This window comes from Kitasatospora sp. MMS16-BH015, from assembly GCF_002943525.1.
GTDB lineage: Bacteria > Actinomycetota > Actinomycetes > Streptomycetales > Streptomycetaceae > Kitasatospora.
This window is the reverse complement of the sequence record NZ_CP025394.1, coordinates 7,231,268-7,247,540: the sequence shown is the minus strand read 5'-3', so window position 1 is coordinate 7,247,540 and position 16,273 is coordinate 7,231,268. Positions and strand designations below refer to the sequence as shown.

The following is a 16,273-nucleotide window of genomic DNA, read 5'->3' as shown; positions in this document are numbered from 1 at the left end:
ACGTGATGGCGGCCAGCGGGGTCAAGCAGCTCACCCTGGCCTTCATGCTCAGCGACGGCACCTGCAACCCGAAGTGGGACGGCACCCGGGCACTGGCCGGCGGCAGCGACCAGAGCGCGATCAACTCGATCCGGGCGGCCGGCGGCGACGTGGTGGTCTCCTTCGGCGGCTGGAGCGGCAACAAGCTGGGCGAGAAGTGTTCCTCGGCCACCGCGCTGGCCGGGGCCTACCAGAAGGTGATCGACGCCTACAGGCTCAAGGCGATCGACATCGACATCGAGAACACCGAGGTGGCCAGCGCCACGGTGCGCCAGCGGGTGGTCAGCGCGCTCAAGACCGTCAAGACGAACAACCCGGGCATCAAGGTGTACGTCACCTTCGGCACCACCCCGACCGGGCCGGACGCGGACGGCGCCGACCTGGTGAAGAAGGGCGCGGCCACCGGCACCGCCGTGGACGGCTGGACGATCATGCCGTTCGACTTCGGCTCGCACAGCGGCTCGATGGGCTCGGTGACCACCAAGGCGGCCGACGGCCTGAAGTCCGTGGTGGCGGGCGCCTACGGCTACGACTCGGCCACCGCCTACAAGCACATCGGCATCTCCTCGATGAACGGGCACACCGACGAGAGCGACGAATCCGTCTCCACCGGCGACTTCACCACGATGTTCAACTACGCCACCGCGCACCACCTGGCCCGGTTCACCTTCTGGGCCGTCAATCGGGACCGGCAGTGCGGCAGCGGCGAGAGCGCCGGGGACACCTGCAGCGGGATCGCCCAGTCCCCCTACGCCTTCTCGAAGATCATCGCCAAGTACCACGGCTGACCGGCCGGTTCGGTCCGGCTCACCGTTTGGCCAGCAGTGCGGCCTCCGCCAGGTTGTCCCAGTGGCCCGCGGAGGCCGCCGGCACGCAGACCCAGTCCTTCATCGGGCGTCCGCCGGCCGGGTCGAAGAGGTGCGCCCCCGGCAGCCGCATCGCCTCGGCGAAGGCCGGGGTGTCGCGCCCCAACCGGCAGACCAGCTCGCCCTGGTGCAGCCCGGCGAAGGCCTTGCCCGCCTGGTCCTTCAGACAGGGCATCCCGAACATCTGCGAGCGCCGCGCCCCGCGCGGGGCCAACTCCTCGGCGATCTCCTCGTAGCGGCCCGCCGCGTCGACCGGTTCCGTCATCCCACTCTCCGTCCTCCTCGGGCCCCGCCCGTCCATGGTGCCCGCTCACCCCGTCCGAATCCCCTTGCCCCGCCCGAACGGCGCCGGATAGGTTGGTGATCAATCCAGACCGTCCCCGCCGGTGGCCGCGACCGGGCTCTCACCCAGCCCCTGACGACCCCCGGTGCTCAGCCATGGAGTCGCCCCCGTGCCCGGACAGCTGACCGTCGCCCTCGCCCAGCCCGCCTGCGTCGACCTCGACCTCCCCGCCAACGTCGCCGAGCACGCCCGGCTGATCCGCGCGGCCGAGGCCCGGCTGGTGGTCTTCCCCGAGCTGTCGCTGACCGGCTACGACCTCACCGCCCCGGCCGTCGCCCTGGACGACGAGCGGCTGGCGCCGATCACCGAGGCCTGCCGCGAGACCGGCAGCGTGGCGCTGGTCTGCGTGGCCCTGGCCGAGCCGGACGGCACCGAGGCGCTCGCGCTGCTCGCCTTCGACGGCTCGGAGGTCTCCGTCGTGCACCGCAAGATGCACCTGCACGGCCTGGAGAACGACCGCTTCGTCCCGGGCGCGCAGCCCAACGTGCTGGAGCTGGACGGCCGCCGGATCGGCCTGGCCATCTGCGCCGACGTCTCCTTCCCCGAGCACGCCGCCAAGACCGCCGCCCTCGGCATCGACGCCTACCTCGGCAGCACGCTGTACGGGGACGACGAGGTGGCCGTCCAGCGCCGCGACAGCCACGTGGCCTCGGCAGCCGCCGAGCACGGCGTGTGGGGGCTGATGGTCAACACCGCCGGCCCCAGCGGCGAGTACCCGGCCACCAGCGGCGGCTCCGGCTTCTGGGCCCCCGGCGGCGCGCTGGTCACCCAGGCCGGCCCAGAGACCGGCGCGATCCTGCGGCACACCATCTGACCCGTACCTGACGGTCCGTCAACCCCGCACAAATCAGTGGTGTCACGGGGCCCCCGACGGGAACCATGGGTCTGACAGCTGGACTCGTACCCGCCGGAAGGTGCCCCGTGCTCCCACAGCCGCTGCACGTCTTCAACGAGGGCCTCGCCTTCATCATCGAAGTGGCCGCCCTGGCCGCGCTCTGCTGGTGGGGCTTCAGCACCGGCAGCAACATCGGCGTCCACCTCCTGCTAGGGCTGGGCGCGCCCCTGCTGGCGGCCGTGCTCTGGGGCACCTTCGCGGCACCCAAGGCCCGGATCCAGGTCTCGCTGCCCTACGTCCTGCTGGTGAAGTTCCTGGTCTTCGCCGCCGCCACCGTCGCGCTCTGGGCGATCGACCGGCACACCCTGGCGATCGTCTTCGGCATCGTCGCCCTGGTCAACACCACCGTGGCCACCAAGGACCGGCAGGCCCTGGTCAACCAGCGGTTCTGACCGCACGGGCGGGCGGGACGACGACGAAACGGTGAGGCGCGCTCCGGCCGCTTTCGGTTAGAGTCGCGCGGCCACCGAACAGCCGTGTGAGGTGGGGCAGGCACCCTGGAGGGGAACTCACATGTCACCGGTCGACGAGCCGAGCCAGCCGGACGAGCCCATATCGTCGGGGCCGATCGTCCCCCCGGCGCCGGTCTCCTTCGAAAAGCCCGCTCCCCAGGTCTCCTTCGAGAAGCCCGCCGCGGCTGCGGCCCCCGCCGATCCCTGGGCCGCTCCCAGCGACACACCGCCGGCTCCGGCCGCTCCCCCCACTCCCGCCTCGCCCTACGACGCCGTCCCGCCGCCGTACCAGCCCTACCCGCCGCAGGGCGGGCAGCCGGTCGGGCCGTGGGGGCCGCCGCCGGCCGGCTGGCCGCAGGGCCCGGCCGGCTGGGGGCCGCCGCCCGGTCCGCCCACCGAGACCAACGGCCTGGCCGTCGCCGCGGCGATCACCGGCGTCCTGGGCGCGTTCTGCTTCCTCTGGCTGCTCGGGATCATCCTGGGCGCGGTCGCCCTGCGCCAGATCAAGGCCCGCAACCAGAAGGGCCGGGGCATGGCCATCACCGGCATCGTGGCGGGCTCGCTCTGGCCGGTCGTCCTGGTGGCCGCCGTCATCTTCGGCCTCACGGTCGGCTCCCGGCACCCGGCCGGCTCCTTCGACTCGTACCGGCCGACCGACGGCCACGTGAGCGTCTTCGACGTATCCACCGGCAGCTGCTTCAACCGCGACTCCGAGGACCGCGCGGACCAGCACACCGTCACCGTGGTGCCCTGCGAGGAGATGCACGACGCCGAGGTCTTCGGCCGGCCCGCCATCACCGGCCTCGGCGCCTCCCCCGCCAAGGACGAGATCGTCAAGGGCGCCGAGCGGGCCTGCCTGAGCGACTCCTCCACGTACGTGCTGGACCGGGACGCCCTGCCCGCCGAGGTCAAGGTGCACTTCTTCTACCCGGACACGGCGGCCTGGCGGTCCTCCTCCTCGCACCTGGCCACCTGCTTCTTCGTCACCGGCGACCACCCGAGCTCCGGTTCCGTGCGCAAGAACAGCAGCGAGTACACCAGCCCGCAGATCGTCTACCTCAACGCGGCCCAGGCGCTGAACGTGGCCTACGACGCCGCGCCCGCCGGCAAGGCGACCGACCACCCGGCGGACTACCGGGTCTGGGCCGGCCAGATGGACCAGGCCGTCGACCAGGAGGTCACCGCGCTCAACGGCACCACCTGGAGCAGCGAGGCCGCCCCGGCCGTGGCCGCCCTGATCGCCGACCTCAAGCGCGGCCAGGCGCACTGGCAGGCCGCGGCCCGCTCCACCGACACCGCCGTGCTGGCCGCCGAGATCCACAAGGGCTACGCCTACCCGGACGACGCCCTCACCGACAAGCTCCGCACCGCCCTCGGCCTCCCGTCCGTCTCCCACGGCGGCTCCGACGGCTCCGACGGCTCCACCCCGGACGACTCGACCAAGGTCATCTGAGCCCGCCCTGCTCGCGAACCTCCGGATCGCGGCCGCTAGCCTGCTGGGCGGCACGGCCGCCGACCGGGCGGCCGGTTTCCCGACGGGGGTACGGCGATGGGTTGGTACAAGAGCAAAGAGGTCTCCGCGATTGCCCTGCAGGCGAAGGAGGCGCTCGCGGACGGTCGGCGGGTCTTCGTCTGCCGGCTCAACAAGGGCACCTTCGAGGCCCGGGAGTCGGGCTCGCTGCCGGCCGTGGCGGAGCTGATCGAGACGGTCGAGGCGCTGGGGTGGGCGCTCGACAAGCTGGACTTCGACCAGGTCGACACCGCCGCCTCCGCCTTCCTGCTGTTCCGCCGGGCCCGGCCGAGTGCGTTCGGGCAGCCGAACGGCTGACGGTGTGACGGGCCGGGAATAGCCCCGACGCGGACGCGGCTGCTGGGGAGCAGGAGGTGGTCGCGTCATGAGTGTCATGGGTGCCATGGGTGACGAGCAGGAGTACCGGGTCGAGCACGACTCGATGGGCGAGGTGCGGGTGCCCGCCGGGGCGAAGTGGCAGGCGCAGACCCAGCGGGCGGTGGCGAACTTCCCGGTGTCCGGCCTGCGTCTGGAGCGCTCGCACATCGCCGCCCTGGCCCGGATCAAGGCCGCCGCGGCGGTGGTGAACGGGCGGCTCGGGGTGCTCGACGCCGAGACGGCCGAGGCCGTGCGGGCGGCGGCCGAGGAGGTGGCCGAGGGGCGCTGGGACGACCACTTCCCGGTGGACGTGTTCCAGACCGGCTCGGGCACCTCCTCGAACATGAACGCCAACGAGGTGATCGCCACCCTGGCGAGCGAGCGGCTCGGCCGCCCCGTGCACCCCAACGACCACGTCAACGCGAGCCAGTCCTCGAACGACGTGTTCCCGTCCTCGATCCACATCGCGGCCACCGCCGCCGTCACCGGCGAGCTCATCCCGGCGCTGGAGCACCTGGCGGCGGCGCTGGCCGCCAAGTCGGCCGAGTGGCGCGAGGTGGTGAAGTCGGGCCGCACCCACCTGATGGACGCCACCCCGGTGACGCTGGGCCAGGAGTTCGGCGGATACGCGGCGCAGGTCCGGTACGGGGTGGAGCGGCTGCGCGCCACCCTGCCCCGGGTGGCGGAGCTGCCGCTGGGCGGCACCGCGGTGGGCACCGGGATCAACACCCCGGCGGGCTTCTCGGCGGCCGTGATCGCCGAGCTGGCGGGGGCCACCGGCCTGCCGCTGACGGAGGCCCGGGACCACTTCGAGGCCCAGGGCGCCCGGGACGGGCTGGTGGAGCTGAGCGGTCAGCTGCGCACCGTCGCGGTCGGCCTCACCAAGATCGCCAATGATCTGCGCTGGATGGGCTCCGGCCCGCGCACCGGCCTCGGCGAGCTCAACCTGCCGGATCTCCAGCCGGGCTCCTCGATCATGCCGGGCAAGGTCAACCCGGTGCTGCCCGAGGTGGTGCTGATGGTCTCGGCCCAGGTGGTGGGCAACGACGCGGCCGTCACCCTGGCCGGCGCGAGCGGCAACTTCGAGCTGAACGTGATGCTGCCGCTGATCGCGCGGAACGTGCTGGAGTCGGTGCGGCTGCTCACCACCAGCACCCGGCTGCTGGCCGACCGCACGATCGAGGGCCTGACGGCCAACGTCGAGCGGGCCCGCGAGTACGCCGAGTCCTCCCCCTCCGTGGTCACCCCGCTCAACCGCTACATCGGCTACGAGGAGGCCGCCAAAACGGCCAAGCAGGCCCTGGCCGAGCGCAAGACCATCCGGCAGGTGGTGGTCGAGCGGGGCTACCTGGAGCGCGGGCTGCTCAGCGAGGCCCAGCTCGACGAGGCGCTGGACGTGCTGCGGATGACCCACCCGTGACGCCCGGAGGGTGCGGCCCGCCCGGGCCGCACCCTCCTCTGGGAGTCAGCCGCCGGACCTGGCCCGGCGGGTGGTGATCATCGAGGTGGCCATCCCGGCCGCGGCCAGCGCCAGGCAGAGCATCAGGCCGCCGGTGATGCAGTTGGTCAGGATCGTCCGGCGGACGTGCGCGCCGCCGTTGATCGCCCACGGGGCGATGACCGTCCAGGCGCCGATCAGGGCGCAGGCCCAGGCGCGGGCGTGGGTGCGCTCGAAGGCCGTGCCGTAGCCGCCCATCAGGCCGGCGAAGGCCAGGCCGAGGATCAGATTGCAGACGCTCAGCGCCGAGAAGGCCGCGCTGTACCCGACCACCCAGGGCGAGACGGCGAGGAAGAGCCCGGCGACCACGGCCAGTGCCTCGACGGCCTGGGCCCTCGGCGTCACGGACGCCCGTTCGTACTGTTCCCGCAGAGCCACGATGTCCGGGTGATGCTCCATGCTCATCGGAAGCTGGGTCGACACCAGGACCACCTCCTCGATTTCCGATCCATGGCAGGCGCATGCTCATTACCCATTTTTACGCAGATCTAACAGTTCGTCCCGTTCTGTCACGTTTCTCCCCCGCGTGACCACCGTCTCACTGCGGGTGCACCCCGTTGCTTATGCAACTCGGTGCATAGCAAGATGCCCTCATGGCCCTCGAACACGCGATCCTCGTCTCCCTGCTCGAACAGCCGGGCTCCGGGTACGAGCTGGCGCGTCGCTTCGACCGCTCGATCGGCCGGTTCTGGACCGCCACCCACCAGCAGATCTACCGGGTGCTGCGCCGGATGGAGACCGACGGCTGGATCGCCGCCGAGGAGGTGGCCCAGGACGGCCGACCCGACAAGAAGGTGTACCGGGCCGCCGAGCCCGGGCGGGTCGCGCTGGCCGGCTGGCTCCGCGAGCCGGTCGAGCCGGAGACCGTCCGGCACGAGCTGGCCGTCCGGATCCGGGCCGCCGCCTTCGACGACCCGGCCGCGCTGATCCCCGAGGTCGAGCGCCACCGCGCGGGCCACGCGGCCCTGCTCGCCCGCTACCTGAGCGGCGAGCAGCGCGACTTCCCCGACCTCACCGCGCTCACCCCGGCCGCCGAGCTCCAGCACGTGGTGCTCCGCGGCGGCATCGAGTACGAGCGGATGACCCTCGCCTGGCTGGACGACGTCCTCGCCACCCTGCACAAGCTCGCCAAGTGACCTTCTAGGACCAGGAGTTCCGTTGCTCTTCAACCCGCGCAACTACGACCCGCAGCAGTTCGACGAGCCGACCCGCCGGCTGCTGCGCGCCACCGTCGACTGGTTCGAGACGCGCGGCAAGAAGGCGCTGATCGACACCTACATCGACCGCGCCTGGTACGGGGACTTCCTCGAATTCGCCGCCAAGGAGGGCCTGTTCGCCGCCTTCCTGACCCCGAGCGCCGACGCCGCGGGCGACGAGTCCAAGCGCTGGGACACCGCGCGGATCGCCGAGCTGAACGAGATCCTCGGCTTCTACGGCCTGGGCTACTGGTACACCTGGCAGGTCACCATCCTGGGCCTCGGCCCGGTCTGGCAGAGCGAGAACGAGGCCGTCCGGGCCCGCGCGGCCCAGCTCCTGACGGAGGGTCACGTGATGGCCTTCGGTCTCTCCGAGCGCAGCCACGGCGCCGACATCTACTCCACCGACATGATCCTCACCCCGGACGGCAACGGCGGCTTCACCGCCACCGGCTCCAAGTACTACATCGGCAACGGCAACGTGGCCGGCCTGGTCTCCGTCTTCGGCCGCCGCTCCGACGTGGAGGGCCCCGAGGGCTACGTCTTCTTCGCCGCCGACAGCCGCCACGAGGCGTACCACCTGGTGAAGAACGTGGTGAACGCGCAGATGTACGTCAGCGAGTTCCGCCTGGAGGAGTACCCCGTCCGGGCCGAGGACGTGCTGCACACCGGCAAGGAGGCCTTCTCCGCCGCGCTGAACACCGTCAACGTCGGCAAGTTCAACCTCTGCACCGCCTCGATCGGCATCTGCGAGCACGCGATGTACGAGGCGATCACGCACGCCCACAACCGCGAGCTCTACGGCCAGAAGGTCACCGACTTCCCGCACGTGCGCCGGGAGTTGACCGACGCCTACGCCCGCCTGATCGCGATGAAGCTGTTCAGCGACCGCGCCGTGGACTACTTCCGCACCGCCTCCCCCGAGGACCGCCGCTACCTGCTCTTCAACCCGATGACCAAGATGAAGGTCACCACCGAGGGCGAGAAGGTCATCGACCTCATGTGGGACGTCATCGCGGCCAAGGGCTTCGAGGCGGACACCTACTTCGACAAGGCCGCCCGCGACATCCGCGGCCTGCCGAAGCTGGAGGGCACCGTCCACGTCAACCTGGCGCTGATCCTCAAGTTCATGGCCAACTACCTGTTCGCCCCGGCCGAGTACGCGCCGGTGCCGACCCGCCTGGACGCGGCCGACGACGCCTTCCTCTTCCAGCAGGGCCCCGCCCGCGGCCTGGGCGCGATCCGCTTCCACGACTGGCGCACCGCCTACGACAAGCACGCCTCGCTGGCCAACGTGGCCCGCTTCCGCGAGCAGGCCGACGGCCTCTGCGCCCTGCTGCTCACCCACGCCCCGAGCGAGGCCCAGCAGGCCGACCTGGACTTCCTGCTGGAGATCGGCCAGCTCTTCGCCCTGGTGGTCTACGGCCAGCTGGTGCTCGAGCAGGCCGAGCTGACCGGCCTGGACGCGGACACCCTGGACCAGATCTTCGACTTCCTGGTCCGCGACTTCTCCGCCCACGCCACCGAGCTGCACGGCAAGACCTCCACCACCGAGGAGCAGGCCGCCTGGGCCCTCTCCCAGGTGCGCCGCCCCGTCGCCGACGCCGAGCGCACCGCGCGGGTCTGGGCGAAGGTCGAGGCGCTCTCCGGCGCGTACGAGATGCAGCCGTAAGGCGTAGCACTCCGGGGCCGGTGCCTCATGCGGCCGGGACACCGGGCCCGTGACGCTGGGCGGTGGCAACAACCACCGCCCAGGAAGTCACCCGCCATGACCGCACCTGCCCCGACCGCCACCGCTGTCACCACCGTCACCGCTGTCACCACCGAGCTGACCAAGTTCGCCGATCCGCTGCCCGTACCGCCGGTGCTCCGGCCGGGCACCGAGCTGACGGTGCGGCTGCTGCCCGCCGAGCAGCGGCTGCACTCCGAGCTGCCGCCCACCCCGCTCTGGACCTACGAGGGCAGCTTCCCCGGGCCCACCATCGAGGTGCGGCGCGGGCAGCGGCTGCGGGTGGCCTGGCAGAACCAGCTCAGCACCCCGTACCCGGCCCAGGTGGGCCGGCTGGCCGCCATCGCCCAGCCGCCGGCCGAGAACTCCCCCGGCCTGGACCCCACGCTGGTCGACGCCAAGGCCGCCGCGCTGCCCGCCTGGACGGTCACCCACCTGCACGGTGGGGTGACCGGCGGCGGGCACGACGGCTGGACGGACAACGGGGTGCTCACCGGTGAGTCGCAGCTCGCCGAGTACCCGAACGACCAGGCGGCCACCGCACTCTGGTACCACGACCACGCGATGGGCATCACCCGGCTGAACGTCAACGCCGGGCTGGCCGGCCTCTACCTCGTCCGGGACGAGGAGGAGGACGCGCTCGGGCTGCCCGCCGACGAGTTCGAGGTGCCGCTGGTGCTCTGCGACCGCAATCTGGCCACCGACGCCGACGGCGCGCTGACCGGGCAGCTGCTCTTCAAGACCGTCGGCCCGCTGCCCTTCGCCGGGCGGTACACCCTGGTCAACGGCGCGATCTGGCCGCACCTGGAGGTGCGGGCCCGCTGGTACCGGTTCCGGGTGCTGAACGCCTCCAGCTCGCGGGCCTTCCGGCTGCACCTGGTGGACGAGGAGAACCAGCGGGTGCCCGGCATCTGCCGGCAGATCGGCACCGACGGCGGCCTGCTCGGCGCCCCGGCCGAACTCCCGGCCCAGGGGCTGACCTTGGCCGCCGCCGAACGGGCCGACCTCCTGATCGACTTCCGCGCGCTGGCCGGCCGCCGGCTGCGGCTGGTCAACTCCGCCCCGCAGCCCTACGACGGCCAGCCGATCGGCGACACCGACCCGGTCGGGGTGCCCGACCCGGCCAACCGGCTGCCCGACCCGGAGGTGCTGGAGTTCCGGGTGAGCGCCACCCCGGAGCCCGAACCTGACCCCTTCACCCTGCCCCCGGTGCTCTCGCCGAGCTACCGGCGCCTCTCCCACGACACCCTGCCCGAGCACGAGCACCGCGTGGTGGCCCTGGGCCGCTCGACCGCCGGGGTCTTCCAGCTCTGGGAGATGGAGCCGGTGCCGGACGCCGAACTCCCGCCCGCCGGAACCACGGTGGACGGCTACGTGCAGATCCAGCAGGCCGGTCAGCCGGTGCGGACCTACCGCCGGGTGGCGGCCGACTTCGACGACCGGCTCGACTTCCGGGTGCGGCAGGACTCCTGGGAGCAGTGGACCTTCGTCAACCTGAGCGTGGCGCTGCACCCGGTGCACCTGCACCTGATCCGCTTCCAGGAGCTGACCCGAGCTGTCTGCGACGTCTCCTCCTTCCAGGGCGGCGGCACCCCGATCGGCTCGCCGGTCACCTGGGGCACCGAGACCCCGATCCCGCCCGCCGACCAGGGCTGGAAGGACGTGATCAAGGTGTCACCGGGTGAACTCGTCCGGATCGCGGGCCAGTTCACCGGAGCGACCGGCAAGTTCATGTACCACTGCCACATCCTCGACCACGAGGACGACGGCATGATGCGGCCCTTCACCGTCACCCCGGGCGCCGTGCTCGACCTGACCGGCGGCACGGGCGGCATGGGCGGGATGGATGGGATGGGCGGGATGGCGACCGGCGGTATGTGACGGCCGGGCGGCCATGTCCTGACGTACCGTCAACTGGCCTGGGTGATTGGAAAATCCGGTCACCTGGGCCGTAGGCTGCGCGGCATTCGCCATCGCCGTCGGAGGGGGCCGTACCACCGTGCTTGCCGAACTGGAGTTCCACGCCGTCGAGGCCGGAGACGGCACGGACGGCCGCTGGGCGGCCACCGCCCAGGCCCGCTGGCCCGAGGCCGAGCGCTGGCTCGCCGCCGAATCCCGCACCCCGGCCGGAGCCGCCGCCGGCCGGGCGCTCTTCGCCCGGCACATGCCCGAACTCCTGCCCCAGCTCGACCGGTTGGCCGAACAGCTGGACCGGCCCGGCGGGGCCGAACTGCTCACCCACACCGGGCTGAGACCGTTCTTCGCCAACTGCTCGCAGACCGCCGTGGCCGGCCAGCTGCTGCGCACCTACGACTTCGACCCGCGCTACGCCTGCCGGACGGTCCTCTCCAGCACCTTCCTGCGGCCGGTGATCGGCATGTCCGAGCTGCTCTGGGGCCTGTTGGACGGCATGAACGACGCCGGGCTGGCCGTCTCGCTGACCTTCGGCGGGCGCACCGAGCACGGGCGCGGGTTCAGCGTGATGATGATCGTCCGCTACCTGTTGGAGACCTGCGCGAGCGTGGCCGAGGCGGTCAAGGCACTGGAGCGGCTGCCCGCCGCCACCGTGCAGAACCTCACCCTGGTCGACGGCGAGCAGGCGCTCACCGTGCACATCGGCCCGGACATCCCGGCCACCCCGGTGGCCGAGATCTGCACCACCAACCACCAGCACGGCCGGGTCAACGAGGCCACCGAGCGGTTCACCCAGACCAGGGCCCGGCTCACCGCGCTGCGCGCCGCCCGGGCCGAGCCGGGGGACGATCCGGTGGCCACCGTGCTGGCCGCGCTGGCCCGCCGGCCGCTCTACCGCACCCAGTACGACCAGGGCTTCGGCACCCTCTACACCGCCGCCTACCGCCCGGCCGAGGGCAGCGTCTCCTACCTCTGGCCGCAGGACGCCTGGCACCAGTCCTTCGCTCGCTTCCGCCCCGGCAGCCGCACCGTCCGGGTCGGGCTCTGACCCCAGGCAGGACGAGGCCGAGGCCGGAGCGGCGGCTCCGGCCTCGGGACGGGTGGGCTTCCAGTGCGGGTCAGTGGTGGGGCGGCGGGGGCACGCTGGTCCCCATCGGCTGGACCGCTCCGTGTTTGGGCGGCGGGGGGACGCTGGTGCCGGGCGGCTCCGCGAACCCCTGCGTCGGCGGCGGCGGGACGCTGGTGCCCGCGGGCTCCGCCACCAGGCAGTTCGCCCCGAGGCGGGTGCGCACCCAGGTCACCGCCGCACCGGCGACGGCCAGTGCGCCGGCCACCACCGCGCCCTTGCGGGCTGATATCGCGGCCATCTCGTCTCCTCCTTGGTTCCGAGGTGTCGACTGCTCGATGTATCGACTATCGACCCGGTACCGTCCCGGCCACATGAGCCCGGAGTCCCGACTTCCGGCGCGGGACCATCGGCTCAGCCCGCCCGCGCGGGACCGTCGGCTCAGCCCTCCTGCAGGGCGTTCGGCCGGGGGAAGACGGCGCGGACCACCGCGCCCTTGAGGTCGTTGGCGGCGCTGAAGCTGCCGCCCAGCTCCTCGGCCCGCTCGGCCATCGAGCGCAGGCCCACCCCCGCGCCGTCGGTGTGGCCGGGGAAGCCGGCGCCGTTGTCCTGGGCCTCCACCGTGACGTCCTGCTCGTCCACCCGGACCACCAGCCGCACGTCGGTGGCGCCCGAGTGCCGCACCACGTTGTTGAGCGCCTCGCCGCTGATCCGGTAGACCGCCACCTCCACGGCGGCGGGCAGCGGCGGCAGCGGGTCGGGGGCGAGGTCCAGCGCGATCCGCACCGAGCTGGCGTTCAGCCGCTCGGCCAGCTGGCGCAGCGCCCCGCCCAGGCCCTCGCTGCCCAGCGCGGCCGGGGCCAGCCCGTCGGTGATCCGGCGCAGCTCGGTGATGGCCAGCCCGATGCCTGCCGAGGCGGAGGCGAGGGTCTGCCCGGCGGGCCCGGACAGCCCGGCCCGGGCCGCGTCCACCTGGAGCCGCAGGCCCGAGAGCGCCGGGCCCAGCCCGTCGTGCAGGTCGTGGCGCAGCCGGCGTCGCTCCTCCTCCCGGGCCAGCACCAGCTGCTTGCGGCTGGCCTGGAGGTCCTCGTACAGGCGCAGCGAGGCGATCGCCGGCGAGGCCTGGTCGGCGAGCAGTTGCAGCACCTCGCGGTCCTGCGGGTCGAGGGCGTTCTGCCCGGCCCGCGGGCTGACCCAGAGCTCTCCTATCGCGGTGCCCTCGTAGCTGAGCGGGAAGCTCTCCCCCGGCACCACCGCCACCCGGTCCACCGGCCCGAGCGCCGCCAGCTCGCGCCGACCGCCCCGGCCCTCCACCCGCACGGCGGCGGCGGGCATGCCGAGCGAGCCGACCACCGTCTCGCAGAGCAGCCGGGGCGCGTCGGCCGGGTCGACGGTGCGGCGCAGCTGCTCGGCCAGGCCGCGGGCCACGTGGTACGGCTGCGCGCGGTCGCCGTAGAAGTACCGGTCCACCGCGCGCACCACCCGCTCGGCCCCGGGCCGCAGCAGCGCCCCGGCCGCGAGCGCCCCGAGCACGCTCCACCACCAGACCGAGCCGCCCCAGTGCACCCCCGGCAGCAGCTCGTGCACCACGTAGACCAGCGCCACCGCCAGCAGGTGGAGCAGCGCGCTGCAGGTGTACGCGCCGAGCCAGCGCAGCGTGGAGCGGTCCAGCGGCAGCGAGCGGTCCCGCAGGTACCCCTGCACCAGCAGCGGCACCACCAGCACCGGGCCGAGGATGGTCAGCACGTCCAGCGGCCAGCCGTCCACGCCCAGGTAGTACGGCAGGGTGATGGCGGTGGCCCAGAGCAGGTAGGCGACCAGCACCCCGGCCATCCCCGGGTGCGGGCCGGTGGAGCGGCGCCAGCGCAGGACGGCCACCAGCAGGTTGACGGCCATGAAGGCCACGAACACGTGCTGGGCCATCTGCACGGTGGCGTGCGGATCGCCGAGCAGGTGGGTCAGGCCGTCCTCCAGCTCGCCCCAGACCCCGTGGGCCAGCGGGTTGTCCACCACGAACCAGATCGGGTACCCGGCCGCCGTGAAGTACCCGAGCAGCACGGCGGCCAGCCCGGTCAGCGCGACCAGGCCCCGCCCGAGCAGGCCGCCCGGCAGCCGGCCGTCGGGCAGCCAGAGCGGCAGGGCCATCATCAGGAAGTTGTTGGCGATCCAGAAGACCACCGCCACCGCCGTGAGCACGTCCAGCACCAGGCCGTCGGCCCCGGTCAGCGCTGCCCCAAGGGTGGCCGCCAGGGTGACGGCCTCCAGCAGGCCGTCGACCAGGAAGACCACGCCGAGCCCGGCCGCCTTGCGGCGGATCACCAGCGAGGCGCCGACCAGCGAGAAGCACATCGCCAGCGCGAGCAGCCCGCCGAAGTACGTGTAGAAGAAGCTCACCTCGGCGTGCGGGTGGGAGAGCGCCATCACCGCCCAGGCCAACCCGCTCAGCTGGGTCAACCCGCAGGCGGCCAGGGCCAGCCGCTGTCGCAGGACGGGCGCCGCCCGCCCGCTCGGGGTGGCGACGGACTCGCGGAACGGCGCGGTCTGGCTCATGGGGACCCTCCTGTGGCCGGGCTGTGGACGCCATGCTGCTGCGCCCGCCGTCCCAGGGGCGAGGGCCTGGAGTCCCGTCCTGCCGCCGCCCCCGCGGCGCCGGGGTTCACTCCTCGCCGAGGCCCATGTCGCGGGCCCGGGCCACCGCCTCGGCGCGGGTGGCCACGTGCAGCTTCTCGAAGATGTGGGTCACGTGGTTGCGCACGGTCTTCTCGGCCACCACCAGCTCGCGGGCGATCCGGTGGTTGTCGAAGCCCCGGGCGACCAGCGCCAGCACCTCCGCCTCGCGGGCCGTCAGCGAGGGGAAGAGCTGCCCGGCCTCGCGCAGCTTGGTGCCGGCCAGCAGCGCGGTGATCCGCCCGGCGATCTCGGCCCCGAACACCGCCCCGCCGGCGGCGACCGTCCGCACCGCGTGCAGCACCTCGTCCCGCCCGGCCCCCTTGACCAGGTAGCCCCGGGCGCCCGCCTGCAGCGCGGCCAGCAGGCTGCCGTCGTCGTCCGCCATGGTCAGCATCAGCACCGGCGGCGCCGCCGGCCCCTGCTCGGCCATCCGCCGGGTGGCGTCCAGCCCCGAACCGTCCGGCAGCGTCAGGTCCATCACCACCACGTCGGGCCGGCTCTGCGCCACCGCCTCCGCGACGACGGCCACCGTCTCGGCCTCCCCCACCACGCTCACCCCCTCGGCGCTCTCCAGCGCCGCCTTCAGCCCCTCCCGGAACAGGGGGTGATCGTCGACGATCAGTACCCGAACCGGCCCCGCCGTGCCTTGCCCATCCCGCAGCTGCTCATCCACCCGGCCGACACTACCAGTGAGCGCAGTATGACTTTCCGTGACATGCTGGACCGGCCGCCGCCGGGGGCTCAGTGTCGCGTCGGCAGGGCTCCGGCAGCGGGCGGGCGGAGGTTCAGCACCTGGTGGGCGGGGTTTCGGCGCCGCACCGGCGCGTGAGAGGAGCGGCCGTGAGCGGTCGACGCACCATCCCCCTGCTGGGCGCGCTCACCCTCACGGGGCTGGCCCTCGCCGCGCCCGTCACCCCGGCCGCCGCCTGCCCCCGCGCGGCCTGCGTCTCGTACGGGCCGGCCGTCGCGCTCGGCGCGGGCGCGGCGCGCAGCTACGCCGTCTGGGACGGCGAGCGCCCGCTGGCCCTCGGCCTCGCGCTGACCCCCGGTGCGCTCGACCACCTGCCCACCGTGGCCAACGACGGCCACCACTGCTACGACCTGGACGGCGACGGCCGGATCGACCCGGTGCACGAGTGCTCGGACGGCCACGAGCACGTCCTGGACCTGCCGCCGGGCGCACCGGCGCCGTACTCCTGGCTGCTGCTCAACTGGAACCCGCTGGGCCACGGGCCGCCGATGGTCTACGACTGGGCGCACTTCGACGTGCACTTCTACCTGCAGGCCAAGGCCGAACGGGACGCCATCCGCCCGGGCCCCTGCCAGGTCCTGGTCGACTGCGCCGACCAGGCGACCGCGACCGAGCCCGTCCCGCCCGAGTACCTGCCGCCGGGTTACGAGGACCGCCACCTGGTCGAGCCCGCGATGGGCAACCACCTGGTCGACCCGGCCGGCCCCGAGTGGCGCGGCGGCCCGTTCACCCGCACCTTCATCTACGGTGCCTACGGCGGCGCGATCACCTTCCTGGAGCCGATGATCACCGTCGCGGAACTCCGTTCCCCCGCCACCGACTGCACCGCCGTCAAACGGCCGGCGGGGTGGCAGCGGCCCGGTTGGTACCCCGACCGGTACTGCCTCCGCCACCACCCCGCGACCGGGGAGTACACCGTCTCCCTGGAGGGCTTCCGCCACTCCTGACCGCCGATCAGCAGGTTTC

16 protein-coding genes are annotated in these 16,273 nt (G+C 72.9%); 11 read left to right on the top strand and 5 right to left on the bottom strand.

Translation table 11 applies throughout. The features are described from left to right. The first annotated feature begins 5 nt into the window (after positions 1 to 5). A complete protein-coding gene (locus CFP65_RS30915) occupies positions 6 to 827 on the top strand; it encodes a chitinase (RefSeq protein ID WP_254552654.1) in 822 nt (273 codons plus the stop codon). A 19-nt stretch (positions 828 to 846) separates the two neighbouring features. On the opposite strand, the gene CFP65_RS30910 is transcribed toward CFP65_RS30915, so the two are convergent. After that, positions 847 to 1,170: a hypothetical protein gene (locus tag CFP65_RS30910; protein WP_104819271.1), complete on the bottom strand. Its 324-nt coding sequence runs from the start codon at positions 1,168 to 1,170 to the stop codon at positions 847 to 849. A gap of 187 nt (positions 1,171 to 1,357) precedes the next feature. Between CFP65_RS30910 and CFP65_RS30905 the strand changes: the two genes are divergently transcribed. The 5 genes from CFP65_RS30905 to CFP65_RS30885 all read left to right on the top strand — a co-directional run bounded on the left by CFP65_RS30905 (position 1,358) and on the right by CFP65_RS30885 (position 5,903). Next, positions 1,358 to 2,062 carry a carbon-nitrogen hydrolase family protein gene (locus CFP65_RS30905; RefSeq protein WP_104819270.1) on the top strand — a complete coding sequence of 235 codons (705 nt, stop codon included), beginning with the start codon at positions 1,358 to 1,360 and terminating at the stop codon, positions 2,060 to 2,062. A 107-nt stretch (positions 2,063 to 2,169) separates the two neighbouring features. Next, positions 2,170 to 2,535 (top strand): YrdB family protein, encoded by a 366-nt coding sequence (locus CFP65_RS30900; RefSeq protein WP_254552653.1) that lies wholly within the window; start codon positions 2,170 to 2,172, stop codon positions 2,533 to 2,535. Positions 2,536 to 2,656: 121 nt separating this feature from the next. After that, complete coding sequence (locus tag CFP65_RS30895) at positions 2,657 to 4,048, top strand: DUF4190 domain-containing protein (RefSeq protein WP_104819268.1); 1,392 nt, start codon at positions 2,657 to 2,659, stop codon at positions 4,046 to 4,048. 96 nt (positions 4,049 to 4,144) lie between these two features. Beyond that, a complete protein-coding gene (locus CFP65_RS30890; protein WP_104819267.1) occupies positions 4,145 to 4,423 on the top strand; it encodes a hypothetical protein in 279 nt (92 codons plus the stop codon). A gap of 76 nt (positions 4,424 to 4,499) precedes the next feature. Further along, positions 4,500 to 5,903 carry an aspartate ammonia-lyase gene (locus CFP65_RS30885; protein ID WP_254553163.1) on the top strand — a complete coding sequence of 468 codons (1,404 nt, stop codon included), beginning with the start codon at positions 4,500 to 4,502 and terminating at the stop codon, positions 5,901 to 5,903. Positions 5,904 to 5,948: 45 nt separating this feature from the next. Here the strand turns inward: CFP65_RS30885 and CFP65_RS30880 are convergent, their stop codons facing one another. Then, on the bottom strand, positions 5,949 to 6,404 hold the full coding sequence (locus tag CFP65_RS30880) for an SPW repeat protein (protein ID WP_104821245.1): 456 nt from the start codon (positions 6,402 to 6,404) through the stop codon (positions 5,949 to 5,951). A gap of 170 nt (positions 6,405 to 6,574) precedes the next feature. Here CFP65_RS30880 and CFP65_RS30875 point away from each other — a divergent pair, with 170 nt between their 5' ends. The 4 genes from CFP65_RS30875 (at position 6,575) to CFP65_RS30860 (ending at position 11,868) form a co-directional block, all read left to right on the top strand. After that, a complete protein-coding gene (locus CFP65_RS30875) occupies positions 6,575 to 7,117 on the top strand; it encodes a PadR family transcriptional regulator (protein WP_104819265.1) in 543 nt (180 codons plus the stop codon). 22 nt (positions 7,118 to 7,139) lie between these two features. Further along, on the top strand, positions 7,140 to 8,849 hold the full coding sequence (locus CFP65_RS30870) for an acyl-CoA dehydrogenase (RefSeq protein WP_104819264.1): 1,710 nt from the start codon (positions 7,140 to 7,142) through the stop codon (positions 8,847 to 8,849). A gap of 96 nt (positions 8,850 to 8,945) precedes the next feature. Further along, positions 8,946 to 10,787 carry a multicopper oxidase family protein gene (locus CFP65_RS30865; RefSeq protein ID WP_104819263.1) on the top strand — a complete coding sequence of 614 codons (1,842 nt, stop codon included), beginning with the start codon at positions 8,946 to 8,948 and terminating at the stop codon, positions 10,785 to 10,787. A 118-nt stretch (positions 10,788 to 10,905) separates the two neighbouring features. Further along, the gene (locus tag CFP65_RS30860) at positions 10,906 to 11,868 is read left to right on the top strand and encodes a C45 family autoproteolytic acyltransferase/hydolase (RefSeq protein WP_104819262.1); all 963 of its coding nucleotides are present in this window, start codon (positions 10,906 to 10,908) and stop codon (positions 11,866 to 11,868) included. A 70-nt stretch (positions 11,869 to 11,938) separates the two neighbouring features. Here CFP65_RS30860 and CFP65_RS30855 read toward each other — a convergent pair whose 3' ends face one another. The 3 genes from CFP65_RS30855 to CFP65_RS30845 form a co-directional block, all read right to left on the bottom strand. After that, positions 11,939 to 12,187 carry a hypothetical protein gene (locus CFP65_RS30855; protein WP_104819261.1) on the bottom strand — a complete coding sequence of 83 codons (249 nt, stop codon included), beginning with the start codon at positions 12,185 to 12,187 and terminating at the stop codon, positions 11,939 to 11,941. A 140-nt stretch (positions 12,188 to 12,327) separates the two neighbouring features. Further along, a complete protein-coding gene (locus CFP65_RS30850) occupies positions 12,328 to 14,436 on the bottom strand; it encodes a sensor histidine kinase (RefSeq protein ID WP_104819260.1) in 2,109 nt (702 codons plus the stop codon). A 106-nt stretch (positions 14,437 to 14,542) separates the two neighbouring features. Then, positions 14,543 to 15,229, bottom strand: coding sequence for a response regulator transcription factor (locus CFP65_RS30845; protein ID WP_254552652.1), 687 nt, complete (start codon positions 15,227 to 15,229; stop codon positions 14,543 to 14,545). Positions 15,230 to 15,396: 167 nt separating this feature from the next. On the opposite strand from CFP65_RS30845, the gene CFP65_RS30840 reads away from it, so the two are divergent. Then, the gene (locus CFP65_RS30840) at positions 15,397 to 16,254 is read left to right on the top strand and encodes a hypothetical protein (protein ID WP_104819259.1); all 858 of its coding nucleotides are present in this window, start codon (positions 15,397 to 15,399) and stop codon (positions 16,252 to 16,254) included. Positions 16,255 to 16,273: the final 19 nt, after the last annotated feature.

What these genes read in the sequence shown, in the direction of transcription:
- CFP65_RS30915 (WP_254552654.1), top strand. Translation starts at nt 6, where the DNA reads ATGGCGGCCAGCGGGGTCAAGCAGCTCACCCTGGCCTTCATGCTCAGC.
- CFP65_RS30910 (WP_104819271.1), bottom strand. Translation starts at nt 1,170, where the DNA reads ATGACGGAACCGGTCGACGCGGCGGGCCGCTACGAGGAGATCGCCGAG.
- CFP65_RS30895 (WP_104819268.1), top strand. Translation starts at nt 2,657, where the DNA reads ATGTCACCGGTCGACGAGCCGAGCCAGCCGGACGAGCCCATATCGTCG.
- CFP65_RS30890 (WP_104819267.1), top strand. Translation starts at nt 4,145, where the DNA reads ATGGGTTGGTACAAGAGCAAAGAGGTCTCCGCGATTGCCCTGCAGGCG.
- CFP65_RS30885 (WP_254553163.1), top strand. Translation starts at nt 4,500, where the DNA reads ATGGGTGCCATGGGTGACGAGCAGGAGTACCGGGTCGAGCACGACTCG.
- CFP65_RS30875 (WP_104819265.1), top strand. Translation starts at nt 6,575, where the DNA reads ATGGCCCTCGAACACGCGATCCTCGTCTCCCTGCTCGAACAGCCGGGC.
- CFP65_RS30865 (WP_104819263.1), top strand. Translation starts at nt 8,946, where the DNA reads ATGACCGCACCTGCCCCGACCGCCACCGCTGTCACCACCGTCACCGCT.
- CFP65_RS30855 (WP_104819261.1), bottom strand. Translation starts at nt 12,187, where the DNA reads ATGGCCGCGATATCAGCCCGCAAGGGCGCGGTGGTGGCCGGCGCACTG.
- CFP65_RS30850 (WP_104819260.1), bottom strand. Translation starts at nt 14,436, where the DNA reads ATGAGCCAGACCGCGCCGTTCCGCGAGTCCGTCGCCACCCCGAGCGGG.